Raw genomic sequence first — 22,441 nt, forward strand, 5'->3', positions numbered from 1 at the left:
GGCGACGCCCGGTCGCGCCAAGATTGAGCCGCCCGTTAACCCGCGAACCCGCCTTCGTCGAGGAATTCGCGCTCGGCGTCGGTTGTCTTGCGACCAAGGCCGGCGTTGCGGTGCGGAAAACGGCCGAACCGGGCGATGATGTCGCGGTGGATCAGGGCGTACTTCATCGACTCCTCGTCGCCGGTGTCGGCCTGCAGGGCGGCGAACAGCTGGACGCTGAATTCCTGGTCGACCAGTGATTCCGAATGCTCGAACGGCAGGTAGAAGAACCGGCGCAGGTCCGCCTCGATGGACGGGTCCTGGTCGTGGCCGGCGGCGATGGCCTCGTGGGCGAACATCCGCGCCAGCGGGTCGGTGGCGAAGGCGTGCGGGGTGTCGCGGTACATGTTGCGCGGAAACTGATCCAGCAGGATCAGCAGGGCCAGCGCCCCCTCGGCCGTCTCCGCCCAGCCGTCGTAGCGGCGCATCGAGGCGCGATAGTGGGTCTGCTCGAACTTCAGGGCGATGGCGGAGTCGAAGGCCTGGTCCTTGGCGAACCACTTGCGGGGGCCGGCCTGGCGCCAGAAATGGACGACATCGTTGGGATGCGCGCGCATCGGGGGGCCTCCTCAGGCGCTATTCTTCCGTTCAAGCCCGGTTCATCCGGCGAGTCCGAGACTGCTATCAAGGGACAAGCCCGGGCCGCGCTTCAAGGCCCTCGGAGTAAGAAATGAAACGTCTGATCACGACTGCGATGGTGCTCTCGCTACTGGGCGGCGCCGCCGCCCAGGCCGGGGCCGCCGGCGCGGTGGTTGGCCAGCAGCAGGCGCAGCGCGACCAGCGTGGCGGCGACGGCCCCAGGGGAGACCGTGGCGGCGATCGCGGCGGCGCCGATCGGGGCGATCGTGAGGGGCGGCAAGGCGGCGACCGCAGCGGCGATCGCGGCGGTTGGAACCGTGGCGGCGGCGATCGTCCTCAGGCTCAGCCCCAGGGCCAGCCGCAGAACAATGGCGGCTGGGATCGCGGCGATCGCGGCGGCGACCGTGGCGGCCGGCCGGACTGGAACCGGGGCGGCGATCGTCCGCAACCCCAGCCTCAGACCCAGCCCCAACCTCAGACCCAGCCTCAACCGCAGAACAACCCCGCCAGCGGCTGGAATCGTAACGACAACCGCCCCGGCGGCTGGAACCGCGACGACAATCGCGGCCCCCGTGGCAATGATGGTCGTGGCAATGATGGTCGCGGCAACGACAACCGCCCCGATCGCGGCGGCTGGGATCGCGGCGATCGCGACCAGAACCGTCCCGGCGGCTGGGACCGCAACAACGGCCGTCCTGGCGGCTGGGACCGAGGCGACCGCAACGACAATCGCGGCGGTTGGGATCGCGGCGATCGTCGCCCGGGCCAGGGCCAGTTTCGTGACCGCGACCGTGGCCGTCCGCACTACGACCGCTACAGCTATCGCCCCAGCTTCCACGCGGCGCAGCGCTATCGCGTTCCGGCCTACCGCTATCCACGCGGCTGGTATGTCCGCAGCTGGTCGTTCGGCGACTACCTGCCCGGCGGCTGGTATGGCAGCTCGTACTATCTGGATTGGTGGCGCTACGACCTGCCGCAGCCGCCGATCGGCTGCGAGTGGGTCCGGGTCGGCGACAACGCCATCCTGGTCGATGTCTGGAGCGGCCAGGTCCTGAGCGTCTATTACGACCTGTTCTGGTGACGCTCGCGAGCGGTCGAGGCGGGGCGGAGGAGCGATCCTCCGCCCCGTTTCTTTGGCCCCGCCGCGCGACCGCCGGACACCCTTTTCCGGCGCCGGCATGGCGCGCGATCGCGCGAGCGACTAAAACGTGGCCGCGAAGGCCCTGGCATTTCGGCGTTCTGTCGGCTTCACCTTGACGAAACGGCAAAAAAACGCTCAAACGCCCGGCCTTTGTCGCTACGACGTTGCGTCGGGCGACCTTGATTGACCAGTCCTGGAGAAAAAACATGCGCGTCTACTACGACCGCGACGCCGACATCGCCCGCATCTTGGACAAGAAGATCGCGATCGTAGGCTATGGTTCGCAAGGTCATGCGCACGCTCTCAACCTTCGGGACTCGGGCATCAAGAACGTCGCCGTGGCGCTGCGCGCCGGTTCGCCGACCGCCAAGAAGGCCGAAGGCGAAGGCCTGAAGGTCATGACCGTCGCCGAGGCCGCCGCCTGGGCCGACCTGATCATGATCCTGGCTCCGGACGAGCATCAGGCCGCGATCTACAAGCACGACATCGCCCCCAACATCCGTGACGGCGCGGCCCTGCTGTTCGCCCACGGCCTGAACGTCCACTTTGGCCTGATCGAGCCGAAGGACACCATCGACGTCCTGATGGTCGCGCCGAAGGGCCCGGGTCACACCGTGCGCGGCGAGTACCAGAAGGGCGGCGGCGTGCCCTGCCTGATCGCGGTGCATCACAACGCCACCGGCAACGCCCACGACCTCGGCCTGGCCTACGCCTCGGCCATCGGCGGCGGCCGCTCGGGCATCATCGAGACAAACTTCCGCGAAGAGTGCGAAACCGACCTGTTCGGCGAGCAGGCCGTCCTGTGCGGCGGCACCGTCGAGCTGGTCCGCGCCGGCTTCGAAGTGCTGGTGGAAGCCGGCTACGCGCCCGAAATGGCCTATTTCGAGTGCCTGCACGAGCTGAAGCTGATCGTCGACCTCATGTACGAGGGCGGCATCGCCAACATGAACTACTCGATCTCGAACACCGCCGAGTACGGCGAGTACGTGACGGGTCCGCGCATCATCACGCCGGAAACCAAGGCCGAGATGAAGCGCGTGCTGGAAGACATCCAGTCGGGCAAGTTCGTCCGTGACTTCATGCTGGAAAACCAGGTCGGCCAGCCCTCGTTCAAGGCCACGCGCCGCCGTTCGGCCGAGCACCAGATCGAGGAAGTCGGCGGTCGCCTGCGCGACATGATGCCCTGGATCGCCAAGAACAAGCTGGTCGACCAGACCAAGAACTAAGGCCTCACGGCCATCGCGTTTTAGTACCGAGTAAATCCCACGAGACCCCGGTCGCTCCCAAGCGGCCGGGGTTTTCGTTTGCGTCTCACCCCAGCACGAACACCGGCCCCCAGGCGACCTGATAGCGGTGCTCGCCGGAGGACAGGTGCGGGCGCAGCTGCCAGGCGCCGGGAGCCAGCACGCTGGGCGGGCGGCCTTCGACATAGGTCGTGGTCAGCACCTCTCCGCCGGGTTCGGAGACCGAGAACTGCCGGATCGCCGGAGCGGCGTTCGACAGGGCGCGGGCGATCTCGTCGCTGGAGCCCACCCGGAGCGGGGCGGGGCCGGCCAGGCGGGCGGCGACCTCGGCATAGGCCCCGACCGCAATGACGCGCGGGCCCTGGCGCAGCACGCCGTAGCCGACATGGGTGAAGCCCGGCTGCAGCAGATTGGCGCGATGGCCGGGGCTGTCGCGCCACTGACCCATGATCTGGTCGGGCCGCACCGCGCCGGACGCGTTCAGGCGCATGGCGATGTTCTCGCCCGGCGCGCCGACCAGGTCGCGGGCCAGGAGGCCGACGCGGCTGGCGGCGGAATAGCCCTCTCGGGTCACGTGGTCGAACACGCCGGTGACGGCCATGTCGGCGGCGTGGGCGCGGGCGGCCAGCGACAGGCCCCGGTCCCAGGCCAGCGGCGACGGCCCCTCGCGACGCCGGAAGATGTTGTTGAGGTCCAGCAGGGTCTCTTCGAAGTCCGGGTCGAAGTCGCCGTCCGGCGGATCGCCCAGCAGGCCGCGCAGACGGCGCTCATAGGCGATCCAGGGCTGGGCGGGGGCGGCCCGGACGCGCGTCGGGACAGGCGTGGCGACGATGGCGAGGCCGGCGGCCAGCAAGGTTCTTCGCGCGATCAACTTCATTCCGTCGTCCAACAGACATTGACACCGTGGCCCCGGAGCCAGACGTAAAGACGCATGCGTCCTGTCCGTTCCCTATGGCTGGCCGGCCCCGAGGCCTGGCTCCCCGACACCGAAGCCCAGACCGCCCGGCAAAGGGCGCTCTGCCTGGAAGCCGGCCTCGAGCCCCTGACCCCGGCCGCCATGCCGCCGGGCCAGGGCGGGGACGAGCTGGAAGCCCGCCAGTTCTATGCCGCCCGCATGGCGCAATTGCGCCAGGCCGACGCGGGGGTCATCAACCTGACGCCGTTCCGAGGACCCTCGGCCGACACCGCCGCGGTGTTCGAGGCCGGGGTGCTGGCTGGCCTGGGCAAGCCGACCTTCGCCTATCTGAACGTGACTAGCGAGGTCCAGGCCGAATACGTCGCCCGCGTCGACGCCATCCTGGGCGCGACCCTGGACGAGACCGGCGTCTGGCGTGACGGTGACGGCTGCGTGATCGAGGACAACGGCCTGCCCGAGACCGTCATGCTGTGGGGCGAGGCTCGCCGCCTGTTCGTGATCGTCACCCCGGACCCGCTGCGCGACCTGACCGGCCTGGAGCTGTGCCTGCAGGCGCTGGCGCTGTACGCGGAGTAGGACGGGAGGGGTGGGAGGAACAATGGCTGGACATCGGATCTACACGACCAGTTTCGCCAGCGTGTACCCGCTCTACGTGGCCAAGGCCGAGCGCAAGGGGCGGACCCGGGCCGAGGTCGACCAGATCATCCTGTGGCTGACCGGCTACGGGCCCGAAGCGTTCGAGGATCAGCTGGCCCGGAAGACCGACTTCACGACCTTCTTCGCCGAGGCCCCCGCGCTGAACCCCGCGCGCGCCGAGATCAAGGGCCTGGTCTGCGGCGTCCGCGTGGAAGAGGTCGCCGAGCCGCTGATGCGCGAGATCCGCTACCTGGACAAGCTGATCGACGAGCTGGCCAAGGGCAAGGCGATGGAGAAGATCCTGCGGGGGTGAGGTCCGCTCTCGGAAGGCGCGTCGTCGGGGAGCAACGGCTGAACCTGGTCCAATCGACCGCGCGAGGCGCTCTGGACGGACATCGATGGCGGCGCGGGGTGGATACTCGAACGTCGATGGAGCATGCTCGCGAAGGGCTTCATCGACAGGGCGCGCCATGATCTGGATGTCATCGAAGCCGTTGGTCGTCAGTCTTGGCCTGTATGCCTTGTTCGCGCTCACGCCGATGGCGGCTCACGCGCAGGCGACCTCGCGGACGTGTTCGGGACAGGCCGGGGAGACGCCGGGTCCGGCCTGCCTCGTCGCGCACCAGGCGCTCGGCGCGCTGCCCCCAACGCCGCTCTACTGGAACATCTATGCCTTCACCGACGTCCAGACGGCCGAACGGGCGAAGCCGCCGCACGGCGCGATCGTACAGGCCTTCGGGAAGGTCTGGCTGTTCGATGTGGGCGCCAAGGGCGGGCAGATCGTCAGGGGCGATCACCTGGCCGACGTCGGGCCGCTGCCGATCGAAGCCACGCAGGGCGACTTCAGCGCCGAGTATCTGAAGTCGACCTTCGCGCCTGGCATGACCGCGCCGGTTCATGTGCATTCCGGCCCCGAGGCGTTCTACGCCATCAGCGGCGGGAGCTGCCTGGAAACGCCTGATGACGTTCAGGTCGCCCGAGGCGCGGGGCATTCGCTCATGGTCCGACGCGGCCCGCCCATGCTGCTGATGGCGATCGGCCACGAGCCCCGACAGGGGTTCGCCTTGATCCTCCACGCCGAAGGCAGCCCGCCCACCACCCTCACTTCGGCTTGGACGCCCAAGGGCCTGTGCCCGAGAGAGTAGCGACGGGTAAGGTCCGGCTTGGGTGGTGAACCGAAGTCGGCAGCACGCCGCTAACCGGACCTTGGCTCGGATGATCAAGCATCCATTGGGCGTGGAGCGGACGAGGACGCCTGCGCGGCATTATTGAGTTGAACGGGGATGATCATGCGTCTTAGCGCGGCAATGCCGAATCCGAAATAGACTGCTCAAACAATACTTCTCGATTATCATTGACCCTCAGAATGACACTCTCGAAGCTATCACCTTTATCATAGATATTGATATAGTATTTTACCGTGTATATAGCGTCTTGCGGCAGCAACCCAGCGTTCAGCATGGGCAGGCAGGTATTCAGGTTGGACACGCTGTAGATGCCCCTACTGGCGTAACAGTCCAGTGCGATCGTTTTGCCGTCAGTGGTAGTGAATCTTATTGGCCTTCGAGCCGACGGGTTAAACGAGCCGTCAAAGTGGCCTTGCACGGTGACAATCTCAACGTCCGCCGCTGGTTGCCAACGCGCTGCTTTCGTTGTGCGCTCGAGCCGCTGAATCGTCGTGTATACGGCAAGTCCGCCAATACAGACGACGGGCACCATAAGTATTACGTCACGGACTGTGGCACCGATGCTTCTGGGTCTTCCCGACCCGTAGTTGTCGCGGCCCATCAGTCCCTCCACCGGCCTGCGTGGCCCGACCCTGCGGCATGCCGCATATACCAGCTTGTGATCGGCCACAGCGACCTTTCTGCTACCGCCTTAAGGCCAGGAAGGCCTCAAAGCCTTGACGCGGTCTTTTCCCGCCTCGTGACGATGGCCGCGGCGATAGCGGTTGACGAGGCGATTCCAGCCTGTGGAGTGAAGTAGACTTCCGGGAAGCCGTTTAGCGGACATACCGAACTGCCGTGAAGGGTCGAAAGCCGTCGTTTGAGCCGCTAGCCATGGGTTATGGCCAATCTATGATGCCCTATGCGCCAGCTTTTCTCGTTCAAGCCAACGTCGATGATCGCCGCCTTGCTCCTGGCCGCTTGCGCCGTTCCCGCTCGGCATGATGCGGGGCCGCGTGAGACATGGGGCTTTGCAGCAGCAAGCGAAGCGTGGCCGGCCAAACTCATCTATGGGCTCGACAACACTGACGTGGTCTCTCTCGGCTTCACCTGCCATGCCGGGTCAGGCCGTGCTCAGATCGTTGTCTTCGTTTCGGAGGAGGAAGAGACCTGGCCGGAAAGACTGGAACTGCACAGCGGCAAAGCCCGGCAGACATTTGATCTTATCCCGCCGGTCCAAGCGGATCTTCCAGTGCTCAACGCGGATATTGATCCCGCTTCACCCCTGGCCGCCGCATTCGCTCAGACAGGCCAGCTAGAGAGCACGATGGGCGGCGTCAGGCGGAGCCTCGGGGCTGCTGACAATGGCGAGCGCCGCGCGGTATCGGACTTTTGGCGCAGTTGCGTCGGCGATCGTTCCTCAAAGCCAAACCGCTAACTGGGATACTGCCGGCGTCCTTGGGTTCGATCTGGACCCCGGCTTTCGCCGGGTGTTTTGGGCGAGCACGGGGATTGAGCGTGCTGAATGATCCGTGTTCGCGAGATCGCAGTCAGCGAAATCAATCGCTTATCGATTTTAGACGCCTCTGAATGATCCGCGTTCAAAACCGCCCCCATACTGATCGCTGTCCCCGTCGCAAGGGGAGGGCGCTTGGATCCGGCCCAAAGCGGCGGCGGGGACAGGCTGAGCGGGGCCGCGTGGTCTCGAAGCGGTCCGGACCGGGGTCTGTTCGTTGGATAGATCCGGGATCCCGGGAAGGACCGCAGAGAGGCGAGCGCGGAGCGACAGGGCGGTGATCGATCCAAAGCCGCCTATCGTGGATCGTCGGGACCGATACGGAAAAGCCGTTCGGTTCGGTCCGCGCCCGTCCGGGGGCTATGGGGTCCCGAGCTCAAAACGCTCACGCCCCCCCATCCTCACGGGCAAGAACAGCCTGGCGGAGCGGACGTCCGAGCCGAAACGCAAACAAACACTCACGGTCTCCGGGTTCGCCCGGCCGCTCCGTCGCCTCCCCACACCTTCAGCGGCTGCCCGCGTGAAGCGGGAAAGCCGTGACCTCACCACGCCAGCGCCGCTTCGCCCCGCAGGATCGCTTCGGCCTCGGCCGAATGTTTGCCGCCCTCGCGGTCGTGCAGGACCAAGGGCGGCAGCAGGACCAGCGGGGCCTTGCCGGTCTTGATCGCCCGGACGATCACCCGCTTGGCCGGGGCGTCGGCGAACGGCGCGACCGGGCGGATGCGGAACGAGCCGGCCTTGGGCGACAGCAGTTGGAGGATATCGGCCAGGCGGTCGGCGCGGTGGATCAGGGTGATCGTCCCGCCCTCGCGCACCGCCTTCAGGCAGAAGCCCGTCCAGGCCGTCAGGCCGCCATCGGCCATCCAGGCGCCGCTCTTGGCCGGGGCGGGGGCGCGCAGGGTCGCCGGGTCGTCGAAGAACGGGGGATTGGCCATCACCGCGTCGAAGCAAGGCAGGTCCAGGGCGCGGAAGCCGGCCTCGACATCGCCCTGGACGACGGCGACTCGCTCGGCCAGACCGTTCAGCGCCGCATTGTCGGCGGCGAGGGCGGCGGCGACGGAATCACGCTCCACGCCCTGGAAGATCGCGCCGGGCCGGCGAGTCGCCGCCGCCAGCAGGGCGCCGCCCACACCGCATCCGGGTTCGAGGACGCGCTGGCCGGGCAGGGCGTCGCAAGCGGCCGCCAGCAGCGCCGCGTCCATGCCGGCCCTGTATCCGTCGGGCTTCTGGCGCAGCCGCACCCGGCCGCCCAGAACCCGGTCCTCCGTCACCTGCTGATCGTCCAACGCTTTCAGGCCTTGTGCTCTCCTTGACCCTGACCTATCCCGCCACCATTGTCCCTCGCAACGGTTCGTGCGGGGAACGCCGCTAGGAGACGATGGTTTTGGACGCAGCGACAGCGACCCTCCCCCGGACGTCGGGCTCGGTGGATCGTCTCGTGCGCCTCGCCGAGGCCGACATGAAGGGCGTCAACGCCCTGATCACCGATCGCATGCAGAGCGACGTGCCGATCATCCCGGCCCTGGCCGAGCACCTGATCGCCGCCGGCGGCAAGCGCCTGCGGCCGCTGCTGACCGTGGCCGCCGCCCGCCTGGCGGCTTCGGATGGGGCCGGCTCGGAGAACGACCACTGCCTGAAGCTGGCCGCGGCCGTCGAGTTCATCCACACCGCCACCCTGCTGCACGACGACGTGGTGGACGGCAGCCAGCTGCGTCGCGGCAAGGTCGCCGCGCACCTGATCTGGGGCGCGGCCCAGAGCGTGCTGGTCGGCGACTTCCTGTTCGCCCGGGCCTTCGAGCTGATGGTCGAGACCAACTCGATGAAGGCGCTGGAGATCCTGGCCCGCGCCAGCCGTGTCATCGCCGAGGGCGAGGTGCTGCAGCTGATGCGCAGCCACGACCTGAACCTGTCGCAGGCCGTCTATCTGGAGATCATCCAGGCCAAGACCGCCGAGCTGTTCGCCGCCGCCTCCGAGGCTGGCGCGGTCTCGGCCGGGGTCGACGCGGCCAAGGCGCAGGCGCTGAAGGCCTACGGCCTGAACCTGGGCCTGGCCTTCCAGCTGGTCGACGACGCCCTGGACTACGGCGGCACGACCGAGGCCCTGGGCAAGAACGCCGGCGACGACTTCCGCGAAGGCAAGGCGACCCTGCCGCTGCTGCTGGCCATCGCCCGCTCCGGTCCCCGCGAGGCCGAATTCTGGGAACGCGCCATCGGCCGCCGCGAGCAGACCGAGGCCGATTTCCGTCGGGCCCGCGAGCTGATCGTCGGCACGGGCGCCCTGGACGCCACCCTGGACCTGGCCGCCGACTATGCCGACAAGGCCAAGGCGGCGCTGGCGATCTTCCCGGCCAACGACTGGCGCGGGGCTCTGGAAGACCTGGCCGACTTCGCCGTCAGCCGCAGGACCTGAGCGGGTGACGCGCGGCCTGCGGTGAATTCGGCGTAATCCGGGCCTGGCGATCTTCACAGCGGGGCCGGACGGAACCACGTACGGGGCGCTGGCCTTTTAAGGCCTTCGAGAGGGCGACGACGTGATCCGTTTCATTCTGAACGTTCTGTGGTTCATCTGCGGCGGCCTGGTCACCGGCCTGGGCTGGCTGCTGGCCGGCGTGCTGCTGGCCATCACCATCGTGGGCCTGCCCTATGCCGGCGCGGCCTTTCGCATCGCCGGCTTCGCCTTCTGGCCCTTCGGCAAGGAGATCGTTCATCGCGAGATCCTGGGCCGTTCCGACATCGGCACGGGACCGCTGGGGACCGTGCTGAACGTGATCTGGTTCATTCTGGCCGGCTGGTGGCTGGCCCTGGGCCACGTGATCGTCGCGGTCGCGGAAGCCATCTCGATCATCGGCATCCCATTCGCGATCAAGGACCTGCAACTGGCCTACATCGCCCTGGCCCCGATCGGCCGGGACGTGGTCCGGCGCTAGAAGCCGGTGAACAGGCGGTCCAGCGCGCGCCGGATGGCGTCTTCTTGCTGGGCCAAGCTGCCGGCGCGACGGCGTAGAATCGTGGCCGAGACGCTGAAAAGTTCGCTGACAACCAAGGTAAGCGGTTCGCCCGCGATCTCGACGCGGACTTCCAGGTCGCCCACCGCGCGTTCGGCGTCGTTAACCGCTGGCGCGACAACGACCTCCGAAAGGTCGAGAAGATGGTGCGAAGAGAGAACAACGAGGAACGGCGCGATCGAGCGTGTCTCTGGAGACGCGTTCGCATAGGCGTCGAACTGTCTCAAGTTACCACTTTCTGAAATGGTCCGAGATCAGTCCGCGCCGAGCAATCCGCGCATTGTGGTCCGCGATCGCCTCAGCGTTGTCCTCGGCCCAGCGGCGGGCGCGTTCTTCGGCTCCGGCCGGATCGACCTTCTGAAGATGCAGGCGAAGCTGAGTTTCGCTCATGCCGGCGACCGAGATCCCGAGCCGCTCGGCCTGGGCCAGCAGTTCCGGATCGATGTGCGGCGCGTTCATGGGGCGAGAGGCTAGCACGACGTGCTCCTGGCTCACAGCGGAGCGGCCAGTTTGGCGAGTGGCGGCGGGAAATCAACTATGAATTGATATGGAGTGCGGCGCGTCGCATCACGTGCGTCCAGGGCCCGCTCGTATCCGCCACAAACCCCTGCGCTTCCCAGAACGGCCCAGAGGCTTCCGAGGCCCCGGCGTTGACCGTGAGCAGCCGCACGCTATCGAAGCCCTCGTGGATCAGGGCCGAGGCGAGGGCGGTCGCCACGCCCCTCCGGCGCATGGCGGGGCGGACGTAGAAGCGGCGCAGACGGCGCGCGGGTTCGGAGGACGCGGGTTCGACGGTCATGCCGCCGACCCCCGCGAGCTCTCCAACCAGATACGCGGCGAGGAGGGCCTCGCCGTCGTCCTGGAAGCGTGCGCCCTTGGCCCAGCCGTCGGCCAGCAGGGCCATGTTGCGCACGCCTTCGCCGGAGGCCTCGGCGACCAAGTCGTCGAAGCCGTCCGGCAGCTCGTCGAAGATGCGGACGAGCTGGAGCAAGTCGGATCAGCCCGGCGAGACCATCTTTTCCGGACGGACGTACTGGTCGAACTCCTCGTTCGTCAGGTAGCCGCCGCCGACGGCTTCTTCGCGCAGCGTGGTGCCGTTCTTGTGGGCCGTCTTGGCGATCTTGGCGCAGATGTCGTAGCCCAAGCGGCCGTTCAGGGCCGTGACCAGCATCAGGCTGTTCTCGACGCCCTTCTTGATGTTGTCGATGCGCGGCTCGATGCCGACGACGCAGTTGTCGGTGAAGCTGACCGCCGCGTCGGCCAGCAGGCGGACCGACTGCAGGAAGTTGTAGGCCATCACCGGGTTGAAGACGTTCAGCTCGAAATGGCCCTGGCTGCCGGCGAAGGTCAGGGCGGCGTGGTTGCCGAACACCTGGACGCAGACCTGGGTGAGGGCCTCGCACTGGGTCGGGTTGACCTTGCCTGGCATGATCGACGAGCCCGGCTCGTTCTCCGGCAGGGACAGTTCGCCGAGGCCGGCGCGGGGGCCCGAACCCAGGAAGCGGATGTCGTTGGCGATCTTGAACAGGCTGGCGGCGACCGTGTTGATGGCGCCGTGCGAGAACACCATGGCGTCGTGGGCGGCCAGGGCCTCGAACTTGTTCGGGGCGGTCGTGAACGCGAGGCCGGTGATCGAAGCGATGGCCTCGGCCACGCCCTCGGCGAAGCCGATCGGGGCGTTCAGGCCGGTGCCGACGGCGGTGCCGCCCTGGGCCAACTGCATCAGCTTGGGCAGGGTGCTCTCGATGCGCTCGATGCCGTTGGCGACCTGCTGGGTATAGCCGCCGAACTCCTGGCCCAGGGTCAGCGGGGTGGCGTCCTGGGTGTGGGTGCGGCCGATCTTGATGATGTCTGCCCAGGCCTTGGTCTTGGCCTCCAGGGCGGCGTGCAGATGCTTCAGGGCCGGCAGCAGGTCATGGACGATCTGCTCGGCGCAGGCCACGTGCATGGCCGTCGGATAGGTGTCGTTCGACGACTGGCTCATATTGACGTGGTCGTTCGGGTGGACAGGCTTCTTGCTGCCCATCACCCCGCCCAGGATCTCGATCGCGCGGTTCGAGATCACCTCGTTGGCGTTCATGTTCGACTGGGTGCCCGAGCCCGTCTGCCAGACGACCAGCGGGAAGTGGTCGTTCAGCTTGCCTTCGATCACTTCGTTGGCGGCCTGGACGATGACGTCCTTCAGACCGGCGTCCAGCTTGCCCAGCTTGAAGTTGGTCTCGGCGGCCGCGCGCTTGACGATGCCCAGGGCCCGGACGACCGGCAGGGGCTGCTTCTCCCAGCCGATCTTGAAGTTGCCCAGGCTGCGCTGGGCTTGGGCGCCCCAGTAGCGGTCGGCGGCGACTTCGATGGGGCCGAAGGTGTCGGTCTCGGTGCGCGTGGCGGTCATGCGGCGGTCTCCGGAAAAACGGTCGAGCGCGGTCTAGACCTTGGGGACCGGCTTCGCAACGGCTCCAAGCGCAATGGCATGGTGCGGCGCAACGGCGTTGGCTATATCGAAAGCGACCCAGGAGACGCCCATGATCGTCACGACGACCAACGACCTGATCGGCTATCGCATTGTCGAGCACCTGGGGCTGGTGAGGGGCGTCACCGTCCGCTCGCGCAGCGTCATCGGCAATATCGGCGGCGCGGTGCAGTCGATCTTCGGCGGCAACATCACGATCTACACCAAGCTGGCCGAGACAGCGCGGCAGGAGGCCTACGACCTGCTGGTCGCCCATGCCCGCGAGGTCGGCGCCAACGCCATCCTGGCCATGCGCTACGACGCCAACGAGATCATGGATGGGATCACCGAGGTCCTGGCCTACGGTACGGCCGTGAAGGTCGAGGCCCTCTAGGTGGCGGCGTTCGTCGCCTTTCCGCGCTCGATCAACACCGGCAAGCGCAAGGTGTTGAAGGAGGATCTGCTGGGCGTCGCCCAGGATATCGGCTTCAAGGAAGCCAAGACGTATCTGGCGAGCGGCAACCTGCTGCTGTGGGGCGATCACGCGGGCGGTGAGGATCTGGAGCGCCGGCTGGAAGACGCCCTGGAGGCCCGCATGGGCTTGCGAACCGAGTTCATGGTCCGCGCATCGGAAGACCTGAGGCGGATCATCGACGGTAATCCGTTCGAGGCCGAGGCGCGGGACCATCCCAGCCACGTGATCGTCAATTTCCTGAAGGTCCCGCTGCCCGGCGGCGATGAGGAAATCCTGCGGACGGCGAACACCGGTCCGGAGCGCTTCGTCGTGGCGGCGCGCGAACTCTATGTCGATTTCCCGATCAGCATCGCCGACTCGCTGCTCGACCGGGATTGGAAGAAGACCAAGCGCAATCCGGTCGGCACGACGCGGAACTGGAACACCGTGCTGAAGCTCGCCGAGATGCTGGGCGCATGACCTTGTCGCTGGACGGCGCCGACTGGACCCATCACGGCAAGGTCCGGGCTCGCGAGGCCGACGGCGCGCTGACCCTGGTGGTCGACGGCCTGACCACCCAGGGCAAGTACTACAAGCCGCTGATCTACGAGTTCTTCCGCAAGTCCTGGCGCGGCGCGCGGCCGGCCTGGGGCGAGTTCAGCGTCGAGATCGGCATGGAATATGTCGGCGAACCGCCGTGGATGGACCTGGATAACCTGGCCAAGGCGCTGCTGGACGCCATCAAGGGCTATGCCTTCCACGACGACGCTCAGGTCGCCCGGCTGCTGGTCGAGCGACGGCCGGGCGAGCGCGAGCGGATCGTCATCCAGGTGCGGAAGCTGGACACGAACCTCATGCGCCGGACGCTCGAGGGCTGAGGCGATCCTGGCTCGTCAGCTCCAGGGCAGCAGGTAGCCCCAAAGGCCCAGCAGGACCGCCAGGAACACGAACAGCAGGGCGGTGAAGGTGAAGGCCACCTTGCGCCAGCCGCTCCAGCTGTCGACCCGCCGTCCGCCGCGCCAGACCATCGGCAGGGCGCCCAGGGTCAGGATGCTGAGCACCGCCGCGACCAGGGCGCAGGCCGAGCCGCTGAGCAGCCAGCCGCTGGGCCAGCCGAAGAAGACGTTGGTCTGGTCGCTGGCCTTGGCGGCGAACACGCCCATGCAGGCGGCCGAGATCAGCCAGAGCACCGACTGCATGGTCTGCATCTGGCTGGCGCGGGCCTGGACCGGGGTCTGGCGCGCCTCGCGGCGGTTGCGGACCATCGCGCCCAGGACCGTGGCGGCGCTGGCCAGGCCGGCGATCACCGCCGTCCAGATCAGCAGATTGGCCGAGCGGAAGAAGCCGATCCGCTCGTAGGTGGACCAACCGCGCGCGGCGTAGAAGCGCGAGGGGCGGTCGCCATTGGGATCGAAGACCAGGGTCAGCGGGCCGTCGATGGCCTTGAACACGCCCGGGTGGTCCGTGCCGTTGAACAGGGAGCCGACGCCGCCCTCGATGATGCTGAGGCGGCCGTCTGGCGTCGCCCGCACCGTCGCGCGGCCGATGATGCGGTTAGTGAAGCCCTCCAGTCCGCCATAGGCCCGGCGGGTGGTCAGATAGTCACCTTCGTAGGCGCGGGCCTGATCGTAGGTCAGCGCGCTGGCGGGCGGCACGGCGGGGGCGTCGGCGTAGAAGTGCTCGATGATCGTCGAGGGTAGGGTGGCGGGCAGGTTCGCGCCGCTATCGGTGTTGGCCGAGACGAAGATGCCCAGGCCAAGCTCCGGAACGATCACCAGGTTCGAGTGGAAATAGAGGGTGGCGCCGCCATGGCCGAAGCCGCGTCGACCGCCGGGCAGGGCGATGTCCATGAAGCCGGCGTTCCAGCCGGCCGCCTCGGGCGCGGGGCGATACATCGGCGTGCGGAAGGCCAGGGCCGTCTTCGGCGAGAAGATGGTCCGGCCGTTGAGGGTTCCGCCATTCAGCAACAGGGTCATGTAGCGAGCCATGTCGCCGGCGGTGCTGGAAGCCGAGGCGGCGGGCGCGATCTGGCCCATGAACTCTCGCGGGCGGGTCTTCCAGCCCATCGGCGTCCACGAGAAGCCGTCCGACAGCTCGGCCGCCAGGGCCTCGTTCATCGGCGCGGGCAGGCGGTCGTTCCACGGCCGGGCCTCGCGGAAGGTCGTGTGGGTCATGCCAGCGGGCAGGATGATCTCCTGGCTGATCAGCTCCTCGTAGGGCTTGCCGACCACGTTGGCGACCGCCGCGCCGGCCAGGGCCGCGCCATAGTTGGAATAGCTGGGCAGCAGGCCCGGCTCGCGCACCCGGCGCGGGCGTTCCTGGCGCAGATAGTCGTTGAGCGGACGCACGCGATTCGGATCGCGCTCGAACAGCTGGCCCAGCGCGCGGTCCTCGAACCCGGCCGTGTGGGTCATCAGGTCCTTCAGCCGAACCGGTGTCTTCTTGCCCTGGTCCTTCAACTGAAGCGGCTCGGGCAGGTAGAGGTTGACCGGACCGTCCAGGCGCATGCGACCAGCCTCGATCTCGTTCATCAGGGCGATCCAGGTGAACGTCTTGGAGATCGAGGCGACCCGGAACAGGGTCTTGTCGGGATCGACGGGGCGACGCTGGTCGAGGTTGGCGAAGCCGTAGCCCTTCTTCAGCACGACCTGGCCGTTCTGGACCACCGACAGGGTGACGCCGGCGATGTGGTCGCGACTCATCGCGCGGCGCACGACGCCGTCGACGAAGGCTTCCAGTTGCGGGCCAGGCAGGGGCGCGGCGGCCGCCAGGACGGGCGTGGGCGTCTGCGTGGGTGTGACGGCGGCCGGCGTCGGCGTCGCGGTCGGCGCGGGCGGCACGAGCGAGGCGGGCGTCGCCGCGGCGGAACGAGCCGCCGGCCCCACGCGGCGCGGACGCAAGCTGTTATAAGGGCGCGGCGCGGTGTTCAGGACCGGTTCGGCGGGCGCGGCGGGCGGCGGCGAAGCGTCCTGCGCCCGCGCCTCGGATCCCCCCCAGGAGCAAAGTGCGATGAAGGCCGCCGCGAAGGCGGCTGCGGACGAAACGCGCAACGTCAACGATGTCCCCTGGGTGAAGCGGAAAACTTCCAGGGTTTTGTGTAACGCGCTGGCGGCCAGGGTCAAACCCGATCACCGGTCAAGGGGCGCCAGACTTGCCGCGATTGAAGGCGTAGAGGGGCAATATCGGCCGCAGAGCGGCGCCTATCCACACCTGCGGCTCGGACGCTGGCTCGGCCCCCGTCTCCTTTTCCTTGCGCGCCACGCAGGCCTGGACGCCCGCCCCGAGGGTCGCGAAGTCGTGGGCGCCGGGAAGGGTGGAGAGGAAACAGTCGTCGAAATACGGGTACTTGTCGTCCTCGCCGCAGCCGAACGAGGCGCGATCGGCGCGAGCGGCGGTCAGGATCAGGCGGTCGCCTTTCTGCAGCGGCGGGATGAACACGCCCGAAAAGCAGGCGGAGATCACCACCACGCTGGGGCGCCCGGGGCAGGCGTCGTTCAGCATCGCGGCCAGCAGTTGGGGGCGAAGCATGGTCTCGCCGAGAACCGCGCCTTCGGGACTGCCGTGCGAGCTGATGTAGAACAGGCAGCCGGCCTTGGCCTTCTGGGCTCGGACCCGCAGGGCGTCATGGATGGCGCGGGCGTCCGCCCGGCCAGGCGAATCGGCGGGATAGCGTTCGGGGCGCACCGAGAACTGCTGGATCGCGGACTTGTCGAAGCCCAGCTCGACCAGCGCCCTGGAGACGTCGCGGCGGGCGTTGTCGAACGCCTCGGTCGTGCCGGCGGAATGGGCGTGGAAGTCGCCGGCCACCACCACGGCGGTCCAGTTCGAGAATGGTCCGGCCGCGCGCGCGGCCTGCGGCGGGGCGAAGAGCAGAGCCAGAAGTCCGATGACCACAGCCGCTCCGCGCATGACCGTTCCTACTTCTTGAAACTGGAAAAGGGAGTCGGGATCGCCGTGCCCGTCGACTTGGCCAGCAACCGCCCCTCGGCGTCGTGGAGTTCGCCTTCCATGAAGCAGACCGTGCGGCCCCATTTCACGACACGGCCAACGCCACGCAGCGCGCCGGGCATGGCCGGGCGCAGGAAGCTGGTCTTCATCTCCAGGGTGGGGACGACGTGGGTCATGCCCGAGGTGATCATGCCGGCCACCGACATGCACTCGTCCAGCATGGCGCAGACGTATCCGCCCTGGATTTGCCCCATCGGGTTGCAGAGCAGCTCGGCGCGCGCGGTGAAACCGACCTCGACCTCGCGGTCGGCCTGGCGCACGGCCAGCAGTTCGAAGCCCAGGGTTCGGGATCCGGTCGGTTGGTTCTTGGATGCGCGAAAGCGCGCGAGGATCGCCTCGTCGCTCAGGGTTTGAGGAGCGTCCGAGGCGATGTCGCTCATTTCTTCCGGAACTGGTCCAGGGAGACGATCTTGGGACCGTCGTCGCCCGCCGGGGCGGGGGTCTTGTCCTCGGGTTCGGCTTCCGGTTCCGGCTCGTCCTCGACGATCTCGGGCGGGGCGAACTGCAGGGCGAACTGGACCGACGGATCGTAGAAGCGAGTCAGGGCCGCGTAAGGCACCGACAGGCGCTTGGGCTGGCCGCCGAACTTCAGCGTGACCGAGAAGAAGGCGTCACCGGGCGCCAGGTCCCAGTACTGGTGCTGCAGGACGATGGTCATCTCGTCCGGATACTTGCCCAGCAGGTCCTGCGGGCCCGAGACGCCCGCCGCCTTGGTCTTGAAGGTGATGTACAGGTGGTGCGGCTCGGGCAGGCCGCCCGGAGCGGCGGCCTTCTTCAGGGCCGCCTTGACCACGCCGCGCAGGGCGTCCTGGGCCATGGCCTCGTATTGCATGAGGTCTTCGGGCGGTTGAGTCTGGGACATGCGCGGGGTCGGTACTTCGAACTGGAAACGAAGCCGCGAACGTAGCGCGTCGGAGGCTTCGCGCAAAGCGGGTGACTGCGGAATCCCACTGGTCGCAATCGATGTCATTCACAGCGCTGTGAGGAACGTGGAGGGATTCTGTTGGCAGGCTCCCCCAAGCCTTCTCAAAAGAGAGGAGGGAGCCTCGGCGACGTGGTGGAAAGTGGAGGGATTCTGTTGGCAGGCTCCCTCAAGCCTTCTCGAAAGAGAGGAGGGAGCCTCGGCGACGTGGTGGAAAGTGGAGGGATTCTGTTGGCAGGCTCCCTCCGGGCCCCGCCTAGGGATCTGAACCCCTAGGACTTAAGAGGCGAATTCACCTGCACCGCATTACGCGGCGACGGCGAACTCTTCAGCGAAGTTATCGTTCGCATTTAGAAAAATGACCCGAAACGGTGGATCAAGCCGAGGAAAAGCAGACACCTTTACACGTCTGTCGATGCTGATCGGCCCCATGCAGTCCCATGATAACTTGGGAGAGATTGGTGGAGCCGCCGGGAATCGCACCCGGGTCCAGTCCGCTTATTACGTGCGCGTTTATTCCCATAGTTCGGCCGAAGCCGGACAGTCACAATATAGGGGCTTCGACCTCGGTATGGAAGGCCGAACGCTGGACTGTCCCCAGGCTGAGGCGGCCGTCGGACAAAGTGCCGCTCACGACCGCGCCGTGATCCTCGAACAGCTTCAGGGTTTCGCCGACCAGCACGTAGACGCCGGTGAAGACGTCGGCGAAGTCGTCGCGGGTCTCGATGAAGCGGCCGTCGGCGCGCAGTTCCAGCGAGATGTGGCCGTCGGGCGAGGTCCAGACGCCGGCGACGGGGATGTGGGGAACGATGGCGGACATCATCATCGGGTGATGCTCCCTATCTGGAAGGCTTGGGTCTGGAAGGCTTGGGTCTGGGCGCCCGGGGCGGGCGAGGCGGAAGGGAGCGTGGCGGTCGCGGCGGTCAGCGCGGCCGTCCCGCCCAGCAGGGCGGCGACGAACCAACGCGGAGCCGTCACGCCGCGTCGGGGCGTGTAGCGTCTCATCACGAGCTCTGATTTTGGGAGTTGCCGCGTCGGGGAGCGGAACGAGGCCACTATGGGGCATCAACTCGTCCAGCCGGTAGACCGATGCTCCGACATGATTGCACGAAAATCCAGAAGCGAACGGCGTCGCGTGACGGAGGATCGTGCAAGGCTTACAAATAGCCTCGCTCCAGGAAGGGAAATTTCATGAGCACGCGCGAGGCGTTGGCTGCCCTGATTGAACGATTCGCGCCGGATGAAGGTCCGGTCGAGACCTGCTGCCCCAGGGTCAATCTGTACCGCGTGCACGCGCCGACCGAGCCCATGCACGCCGTGCACGACCCGTCCTTCTGCGTCCTGGCCCAAGGTCGCAAGCGCGTGCTGGTGGGCGAGGCCATCCATGAATACGACGACCTCAACTTCTTCCTGTCGTCGATCGACGTTCCGGTGGCCGGCCAGGTGATCGAGGCCTCGATGGAGAAGCCGTATCTGGCCTTCCGCATCGTACTGGACGCCAACCTGATCAGCGAGATGATGATGGAGTGCGGCCTGGCCACTCGGCTGGACGCGGCCGCGCCGCTGGTCGGCGGCATGTCGGCGGGCGCGATGACGCCGGAGCTGTTCGACGCCGCCTGTCGGATGCTGCGGTTGATGGACACGCCCGAGGACGCGCCCGTCCTGGCGCCGTTGATCGAGCGCGAGATCCTCTATCGCCTGCTGACCGGCCCGCAAGGGCCGCGCCTGGCCCAGATCGCCCGCCGCGACGGCCGGCTGCGCCAGGTCAATCGGGCCATCGGCTGGATCAAGCGCAACTTCGACCAGCCGTTCAGCATCGACGTCGTGGCCGAGGAAGCGCGGATGAGCGCCTCGGCCCTGCATCAGCACTTCAAGGCGGTGACCTCGCTGTCGCCGCTGCAGTACCAGAAGCAGATCCGCCTGCAGGAAGCGCGGCGGCTGATCCTGGTCCAGCGGCTGGACGCCGCCACGGCCGGCCATACGGTCGGCTATGACAGCGCCTCGCAGTTCAGCCGCGAATACGCCCGGCTGTTCGGCGCGCCGCCGCTTCGAGACGTGGCGCGCCTGCGCGAACAGCCGGAGCAGATGGCGGGGGCTTAATGGTCAGGGCAGGGCCGACCAGGGCACGGTGACCTTGTCGTCGCCCTGCCCCCAGAAGGTGACGGTCTGGGCGCTGGAGTCCACGGTGACCCTGTAGACGTAGCGCGCGCCGTTCTGGGTGTTGTTGGCCAGCACCTGATTGTTGGGACCGTAGGTGACGAGACCGTAAGCGACGCGGTTGTCGATGAAGCTGAAGGCCCAGGTCGTGTGGCCCTTGTACTGCACCACCGGGCAGGTCGGACTGGACTCCAGCGTGTTCGGCCCCTTCAGGCACGTGACCTTCAGGCCGCCGGGAATGGGCGGTGGCGCGTTGGCCGGAACCTGCGCCACTTGCGGCGCGGCGGTCGGCAGGCTGCTCCAGGCGACGTCGACCTTGGCGTTGGCCTGGCCCCAGACGCCGACGGTCTGCGACGCCGGATCGACGGTCATCTTGTAGACGTAGCGCGCGCCGTCGCGCGTGGTGTTCTTGATGAGGTTGGCCTGGCCGTCGTACGTGACGATCCCGTAGGACACCCGGTTGTCGATGAAGCTGAAGGCCCAGGTGTACAGGCCCTGATACTGGATGACGGGGCAGGTGGGGCTGGACTGCAGGCTGTCGGGGCCAACCATGCAGGTCACCTTCATGCCAGCGGGGGGCGGCGGCGCGCCCGTCGCTGGGATCTGGATGATGGTCGGCGTGGACTGCGCCCAGGATGCGACCGGCGCGACGACAGCGCATAGCGCGGATGCGCCGATCAGTGTGGTCTTCAACGCATGGGTGACTGCGATACGCGTTGTCATGGCGTCCCTCCCAGGATCGATGATGGAGGGACGATAACGGCGTTATCCGAATAAAGCTGTGAGTTGTATCACATTGCTATTCTAGTGATGGCGGTGGCTCGGGTTCGGAGTCCGGGCCCACCGGAACCGCCGGCGGCTGGGGTCGGTTCGATTCTCCGGCTTTCAGGACGCCGCCCGCGGCTATCAGGTCCTCATAGGCCCTCTGCTGACGCGAGAAGTCTGCACCCCTGGGCAGCACTGCGTCGAAGCGCGGGTCGCGGCCGACCGCTGCCCCGACCGCCGCCGCCAGGATCCGCGCGATCGAACCGACCTCGGCGTCGTCGCAGGCGCGGCGCAGATGGCGGGCCTGTCCCGGGACCAGCAGGGTGACGTCCCACGAGACGCCGTCGACGCACAGGGCGGACACCGCACCGCCGCCATAGTCGACGATCACCGCGCGCGGCTGGCTCCAGGCGGGATCGGCGGACACGGTCCTCAGCGGCGCGATCTGGGCGTCGGCGAGTTCGGCGTCGATGTCGACGCGGCGGCCGATCTCGGGGGTGCAGCAGCCCAGGCCCGCCCGGGCCTGGACGAAGGCCCGACCGTCGCGACGCAGGGTGACGCGGATGACGGCCTGGCGCACGCCCCGCGCCGGGCGGGCCCAGACCTCGAGGATGACCTCGCCGCGCTTGACGATCTGGCTCTGAAGCGGCTGCAAGCCCCAGAGCCGATAGAGCAGGGGCTCGACGCCGTTGTCGATCGGAATGGGGCGCTCGTCGCGGCCGAGGCGACGATTGTACAGCGGCTCGACCTCGGGCGGCGGGCGGGGAACGTCCGGTGACCACCAGGTCGCCGGGTCGGGGAGCGGCGCGGGCGGCGGGGCCTGCTGGACGGCGAGGGTCAGCCCCGCGATCAGTCCTGCCCAGCCGCCGCTCATGCGCTACATCCCTTCGACGCCCCGCTCGATGGAAAGGACCCCCGTGCGGGAAAGTTCCACCAGGCCCAGCGGGCGCATCAGGTCCAGGAACTTGTCGATCTTGGACGGCGCGCCCGAGATCTCGAACACGAAGCTCTCCAGCGTGGTGTCGACCGGCTTGGCGCGGAAGATGTCGGCGACGCGCAGGGCCTCGACGCGATCGGCGCCCGAGCCACGCACCTTGACCAGGGCCAGTTCACGCTCGACGCCGTTGGGGTCGCGGGTCACGTCATGCACGCGGCGGACGTTCACGACCTTGTTCAGCTGGGCTTCGATCTGGTCCAGCACCTGACGGGTGCCGCGCGTCACCACGGTGATGCGGCTGGTGTGGGCCTTGCGGTCGGTCTCGGCGACCGTGAGGCTCTCGATGTTGTAGCCGCGCGCGGCGAACAGGCCGACCACGCGGTGCAGGACGCCCGGCTCGTTGTCGACGAGCAGGGCGAAGGTGGCGGTCTGCTCGGCCTGACCCGTGGGGCTAAGGTCGTAGGCCGAGGCGGGAGCGGGTTGGACGTTGGCGGTCATGGATCGCTTCTA

29 protein-coding genes and 1 other RNA gene are annotated in these 22,441 nt (G+C 67.6%); 12 read left to right on the forward strand and 18 right to left on the reverse strand.

What is annotated here, in order from left to right:
* Positions 1–35: 35 nt before the first annotated feature.
* Positions 36–596 (reverse strand): DUF924 family protein, encoded by a 561-nt coding sequence (locus MZV50_RS08940; RefSeq protein ID WP_252634050.1) that lies wholly within the window; start codon positions 594–596, stop codon positions 36–38.
* A gap of 113 nt (positions 597–709) precedes the next feature.
* Between MZV50_RS08940 and MZV50_RS08945 the strand changes: the two genes are divergently transcribed.
* Together MZV50_RS08945 and ilvC are read left to right on the forward strand one after the other, a co-directional pair.
* Positions 710–1,699, forward strand: coding sequence for an RcnB family protein (locus tag MZV50_RS08945; protein ID WP_252634051.1), 990 nt, complete (start codon positions 710–712; stop codon positions 1,697–1,699).
* 224 nt (positions 1,700–1,923) lie between these two features.
* The gene (gene ilvC, locus MZV50_RS08950) at positions 1,924–2,985 is read left to right on the forward strand and encodes a ketol-acid reductoisomerase (protein WP_289781911.1); all 1,062 of its coding nucleotides are present in this window, start codon (positions 1,924–1,926) and stop codon (positions 2,983–2,985) included.
* A gap of 85 nt (positions 2,986–3,070) precedes the next feature.
* Here ilvC and MZV50_RS08955 read toward each other — a convergent pair whose 3' ends face one another.
* A complete protein-coding gene (locus MZV50_RS08955) occupies positions 3,071–3,880 on the reverse strand; it encodes a CAP domain-containing protein (protein ID WP_252634053.1) in 810 nt (269 codons plus the stop codon).
* Between the two features lie 54 nt (positions 3,881–3,934).
* On the opposite strand from MZV50_RS08955, the gene MZV50_RS08960 reads away from it, so the two are divergent.
* From MZV50_RS08960 to MZV50_RS08970, 3 genes are all read left to right on the forward strand, one after another.
* Positions 3,935–4,495 (forward strand): nucleoside 2-deoxyribosyltransferase, encoded by a 561-nt coding sequence (locus MZV50_RS08960; RefSeq protein ID WP_252634054.1) that lies wholly within the window; start codon positions 3,935–3,937, stop codon positions 4,493–4,495.
* A gap of 22 nt (positions 4,496–4,517) precedes the next feature.
* Positions 4,518–4,868 (forward strand): DUF2200 domain-containing protein, encoded by a 351-nt coding sequence (locus tag MZV50_RS08965; protein ID WP_252634055.1) that lies wholly within the window; start codon positions 4,518–4,520, stop codon positions 4,866–4,868.
* Between the two features lie 157 nt (positions 4,869–5,025).
* Positions 5,026–5,700 carry a hypothetical protein gene (locus MZV50_RS08970; protein ID WP_252634056.1) on the forward strand — a complete coding sequence of 225 codons (675 nt, stop codon included), beginning with the start codon at positions 5,026–5,028 and terminating at the stop codon, positions 5,698–5,700.
* 151 nt (positions 5,701–5,851) lie between these two features.
* Here MZV50_RS08970 and MZV50_RS08975 read toward each other — a convergent pair whose 3' ends face one another.
* A complete protein-coding gene (locus MZV50_RS08975; protein ID WP_252631528.1) occupies positions 5,852–6,343 on the reverse strand; it encodes a hypothetical protein in 492 nt (163 codons plus the stop codon).
* Between the two features lie 300 nt (positions 6,344–6,643).
* Between MZV50_RS08975 and MZV50_RS08980 the strand changes: the two genes are divergently transcribed.
* Positions 6,644–7,159 (forward strand): hypothetical protein, encoded by a 516-nt coding sequence (locus MZV50_RS08980; protein ID WP_252634057.1) that lies wholly within the window; start codon positions 6,644–6,646, stop codon positions 7,157–7,159.
* 620 nt (positions 7,160–7,779) lie between these two features.
* On the opposite strand, the gene MZV50_RS08985 is transcribed toward MZV50_RS08980, so the two are convergent.
* On the reverse strand, positions 7,780–8,523 hold the full coding sequence (locus MZV50_RS08985) for a tRNA1(Val) (adenine(37)-N6)-methyltransferase (RefSeq protein WP_252634058.1): 744 nt from the start codon (positions 8,521–8,523) through the stop codon (positions 7,780–7,782).
* A gap of 98 nt (positions 8,524–8,621) precedes the next feature.
* Here MZV50_RS08985 and MZV50_RS08990 point away from each other — a divergent pair, with 98 nt between their 5' ends.
* Together MZV50_RS08990 and MZV50_RS08995 are read left to right on the forward strand one after the other, a co-directional pair.
* The gene (locus tag MZV50_RS08990) at positions 8,622–9,647 is read left to right on the forward strand and encodes a polyprenyl synthetase family protein (RefSeq protein WP_252635213.1); all 1,026 of its coding nucleotides are present in this window, start codon (positions 8,622–8,624) and stop codon (positions 9,645–9,647) included.
* A gap of 121 nt (positions 9,648–9,768) precedes the next feature.
* Positions 9,769–10,164 carry a YccF domain-containing protein gene (locus tag MZV50_RS08995; RefSeq protein WP_252634059.1) on the forward strand — a complete coding sequence of 132 codons (396 nt, stop codon included), beginning with the start codon at positions 9,769–9,771 and terminating at the stop codon, positions 10,162–10,164.
* On the opposite strand, the gene MZV50_RS09000 is transcribed toward MZV50_RS08995, so the two are convergent.
* The 4 genes from MZV50_RS09000 to fumC form a co-directional block, all read right to left on the reverse strand.
* On the reverse strand, positions 10,161–10,469 hold the full coding sequence (locus MZV50_RS09000) for a CcdB family protein (RefSeq protein WP_252634060.1): 309 nt from the start codon (positions 10,467–10,469) through the stop codon (positions 10,161–10,163). The two genes, MZV50_RS08995 and MZV50_RS09000, sit on opposite strands and share 4 nt — an antisense overlap.
* Position 10,470: 1 nt before the next feature.
* Entirely contained in the window at positions 10,471–10,701 is a 231-nt protein-coding gene (locus MZV50_RS09005; protein ID WP_252634061.1) for a type II toxin-antitoxin system CcdA family antitoxin, read from the reverse strand.
* Between the two features lie 76 nt (positions 10,702–10,777).
* Entirely contained in the window at positions 10,778–11,233 is a 456-nt protein-coding gene (locus MZV50_RS09010; RefSeq protein WP_252634062.1) for a GNAT family N-acetyltransferase, read from the reverse strand.
* Between the two features lie 6 nt (positions 11,234–11,239).
* On the reverse strand, positions 11,240–12,631 hold the full coding sequence (gene fumC, locus MZV50_RS09015; RefSeq protein WP_252634063.1) for a class II fumarate hydratase: 1,392 nt from the start codon (positions 12,629–12,631) through the stop codon (positions 11,240–11,242).
* Positions 12,632–12,761: 130 nt separating this feature from the next.
* On the opposite strand from fumC, the gene MZV50_RS09020 reads away from it, so the two are divergent.
* Genes MZV50_RS09020 through MZV50_RS09030 form a run of 3 tightly spaced genes read left to right on the forward strand, consistent with a single transcriptional unit; the run spans position 12,762 to position 14,020 of the window.
* Positions 12,762–13,082 (forward strand): YbjQ family protein, encoded by a 321-nt coding sequence (locus MZV50_RS09020; RefSeq protein ID WP_252634064.1) that lies wholly within the window; start codon positions 12,762–12,764, stop codon positions 13,080–13,082.
* Positions 13,083–13,622, forward strand: a complete 540-nt coding sequence (locus MZV50_RS09025; RefSeq protein WP_252634066.1) for a DUF1697 domain-containing protein — start codon at positions 13,083–13,085, stop codon at positions 13,620–13,622.
* Positions 13,580–14,020 carry a RusA family crossover junction endodeoxyribonuclease gene (locus MZV50_RS09030; protein ID WP_252635214.1) on the forward strand — a complete coding sequence of 147 codons (441 nt, stop codon included), beginning with the start codon at positions 13,580–13,582 and terminating at the stop codon, positions 14,018–14,020. Before MZV50_RS09025 ends, MZV50_RS09030 begins: the two co-directional genes overlap by 43 nt.
* 15 nt (positions 14,021–14,035) lie before the next feature.
* Here MZV50_RS09030 and MZV50_RS09035 read toward each other — a convergent pair whose 3' ends face one another.
* From MZV50_RS09035 to MZV50_RS09065, 7 genes are all read right to left on the reverse strand, one after another.
* Positions 14,036–16,198, reverse strand: coding sequence for a serine hydrolase domain-containing protein (locus tag MZV50_RS09035; protein WP_252634068.1), 2,163 nt, complete (start codon positions 16,196–16,198; stop codon positions 14,036–14,038).
* Between the two features lie 79 nt (positions 16,199–16,277).
* Positions 16,278–17,051 carry a C13 family peptidase gene (locus MZV50_RS09040; protein WP_252634070.1) on the reverse strand — a complete coding sequence of 258 codons (774 nt, stop codon included), beginning with the start codon at positions 17,049–17,051 and terminating at the stop codon, positions 16,278–16,280.
* Positions 17,052–17,059: 8 nt separating this feature from the next.
* Positions 17,060–17,530: a PaaI family thioesterase gene (locus tag MZV50_RS09045; protein ID WP_252634072.1), complete on the reverse strand. Its 471-nt coding sequence runs from the start codon at positions 17,528–17,530 to the stop codon at positions 17,060–17,062.
* A complete protein-coding gene (locus tag MZV50_RS09050; RefSeq protein ID WP_252634074.1) occupies positions 17,527–18,012 on the reverse strand; it encodes an SspB family protein in 486 nt (161 codons plus the stop codon). The genes MZV50_RS09045 and MZV50_RS09050 overlap by 4 nt, the downstream gene beginning before the upstream one ends.
* Before the next feature lie 276 nt (positions 18,013–18,288).
* Positions 18,289–18,653, reverse strand: a transfer-messenger RNA (tmRNA) gene (gene ssrA, locus MZV50_RS09055).
* Entirely contained in the window at positions 18,617–18,898 is a 282-nt protein-coding gene (locus MZV50_RS09060) for an Atu4866 domain-containing protein (RefSeq protein ID WP_252634075.1), read from the reverse strand. The genes ssrA and MZV50_RS09060 overlap by 37 nt, the downstream gene beginning before the upstream one ends.
* Complete coding sequence (locus MZV50_RS09065) at positions 18,895–19,077, reverse strand: hypothetical protein (RefSeq protein ID WP_252634077.1); 183 nt, start codon at positions 19,075–19,077, stop codon at positions 18,895–18,897. Before MZV50_RS09065 ends, MZV50_RS09060 begins: the two co-directional genes overlap by 4 nt.
* Positions 19,078–19,263: 186 nt before the next feature.
* Here MZV50_RS09065 and MZV50_RS09070 point away from each other — a divergent pair, with 186 nt between their 5' ends.
* Positions 19,264–20,172: an AraC family transcriptional regulator gene (locus MZV50_RS09070; RefSeq protein WP_252634078.1), complete on the forward strand. Its 909-nt coding sequence runs from the start codon at positions 19,264–19,266 to the stop codon at positions 20,170–20,172.
* A 3-nt stretch (positions 20,173–20,175) separates the two neighbouring features.
* Here the strand turns inward: MZV50_RS09070 and MZV50_RS09075 are convergent, their stop codons facing one another.
* The 3 genes from MZV50_RS09075 to ilvN form a co-directional block, all read right to left on the reverse strand.
* Complete coding sequence (locus tag MZV50_RS09075) at positions 20,176–20,952, reverse strand: hypothetical protein (protein ID WP_252634080.1); 777 nt, start codon at positions 20,950–20,952, stop codon at positions 20,176–20,178.
* A 76-nt stretch (positions 20,953–21,028) separates the two neighbouring features.
* Positions 21,029–21,868 (reverse strand): hypothetical protein, encoded by an 840-nt coding sequence (locus MZV50_RS09080; protein ID WP_252634081.1) that lies wholly within the window; start codon positions 21,866–21,868, stop codon positions 21,029–21,031.
* Between the two features lie 3 nt (positions 21,869–21,871).
* A complete protein-coding gene (gene ilvN, locus MZV50_RS09085; RefSeq protein WP_252634083.1) occupies positions 21,872–22,429 on the reverse strand; it encodes an acetolactate synthase small subunit in 558 nt (185 codons plus the stop codon).
* Positions 22,430–22,441 lie beyond the last annotated feature (12 nt).

The sequence above is a fragment of the Caulobacter segnis genome (genome assembly GCF_023935105.1).
Lineage (GTDB): Bacteria > Pseudomonadota > Alphaproteobacteria > Caulobacterales > Caulobacteraceae > Caulobacter > Caulobacter segnis_B.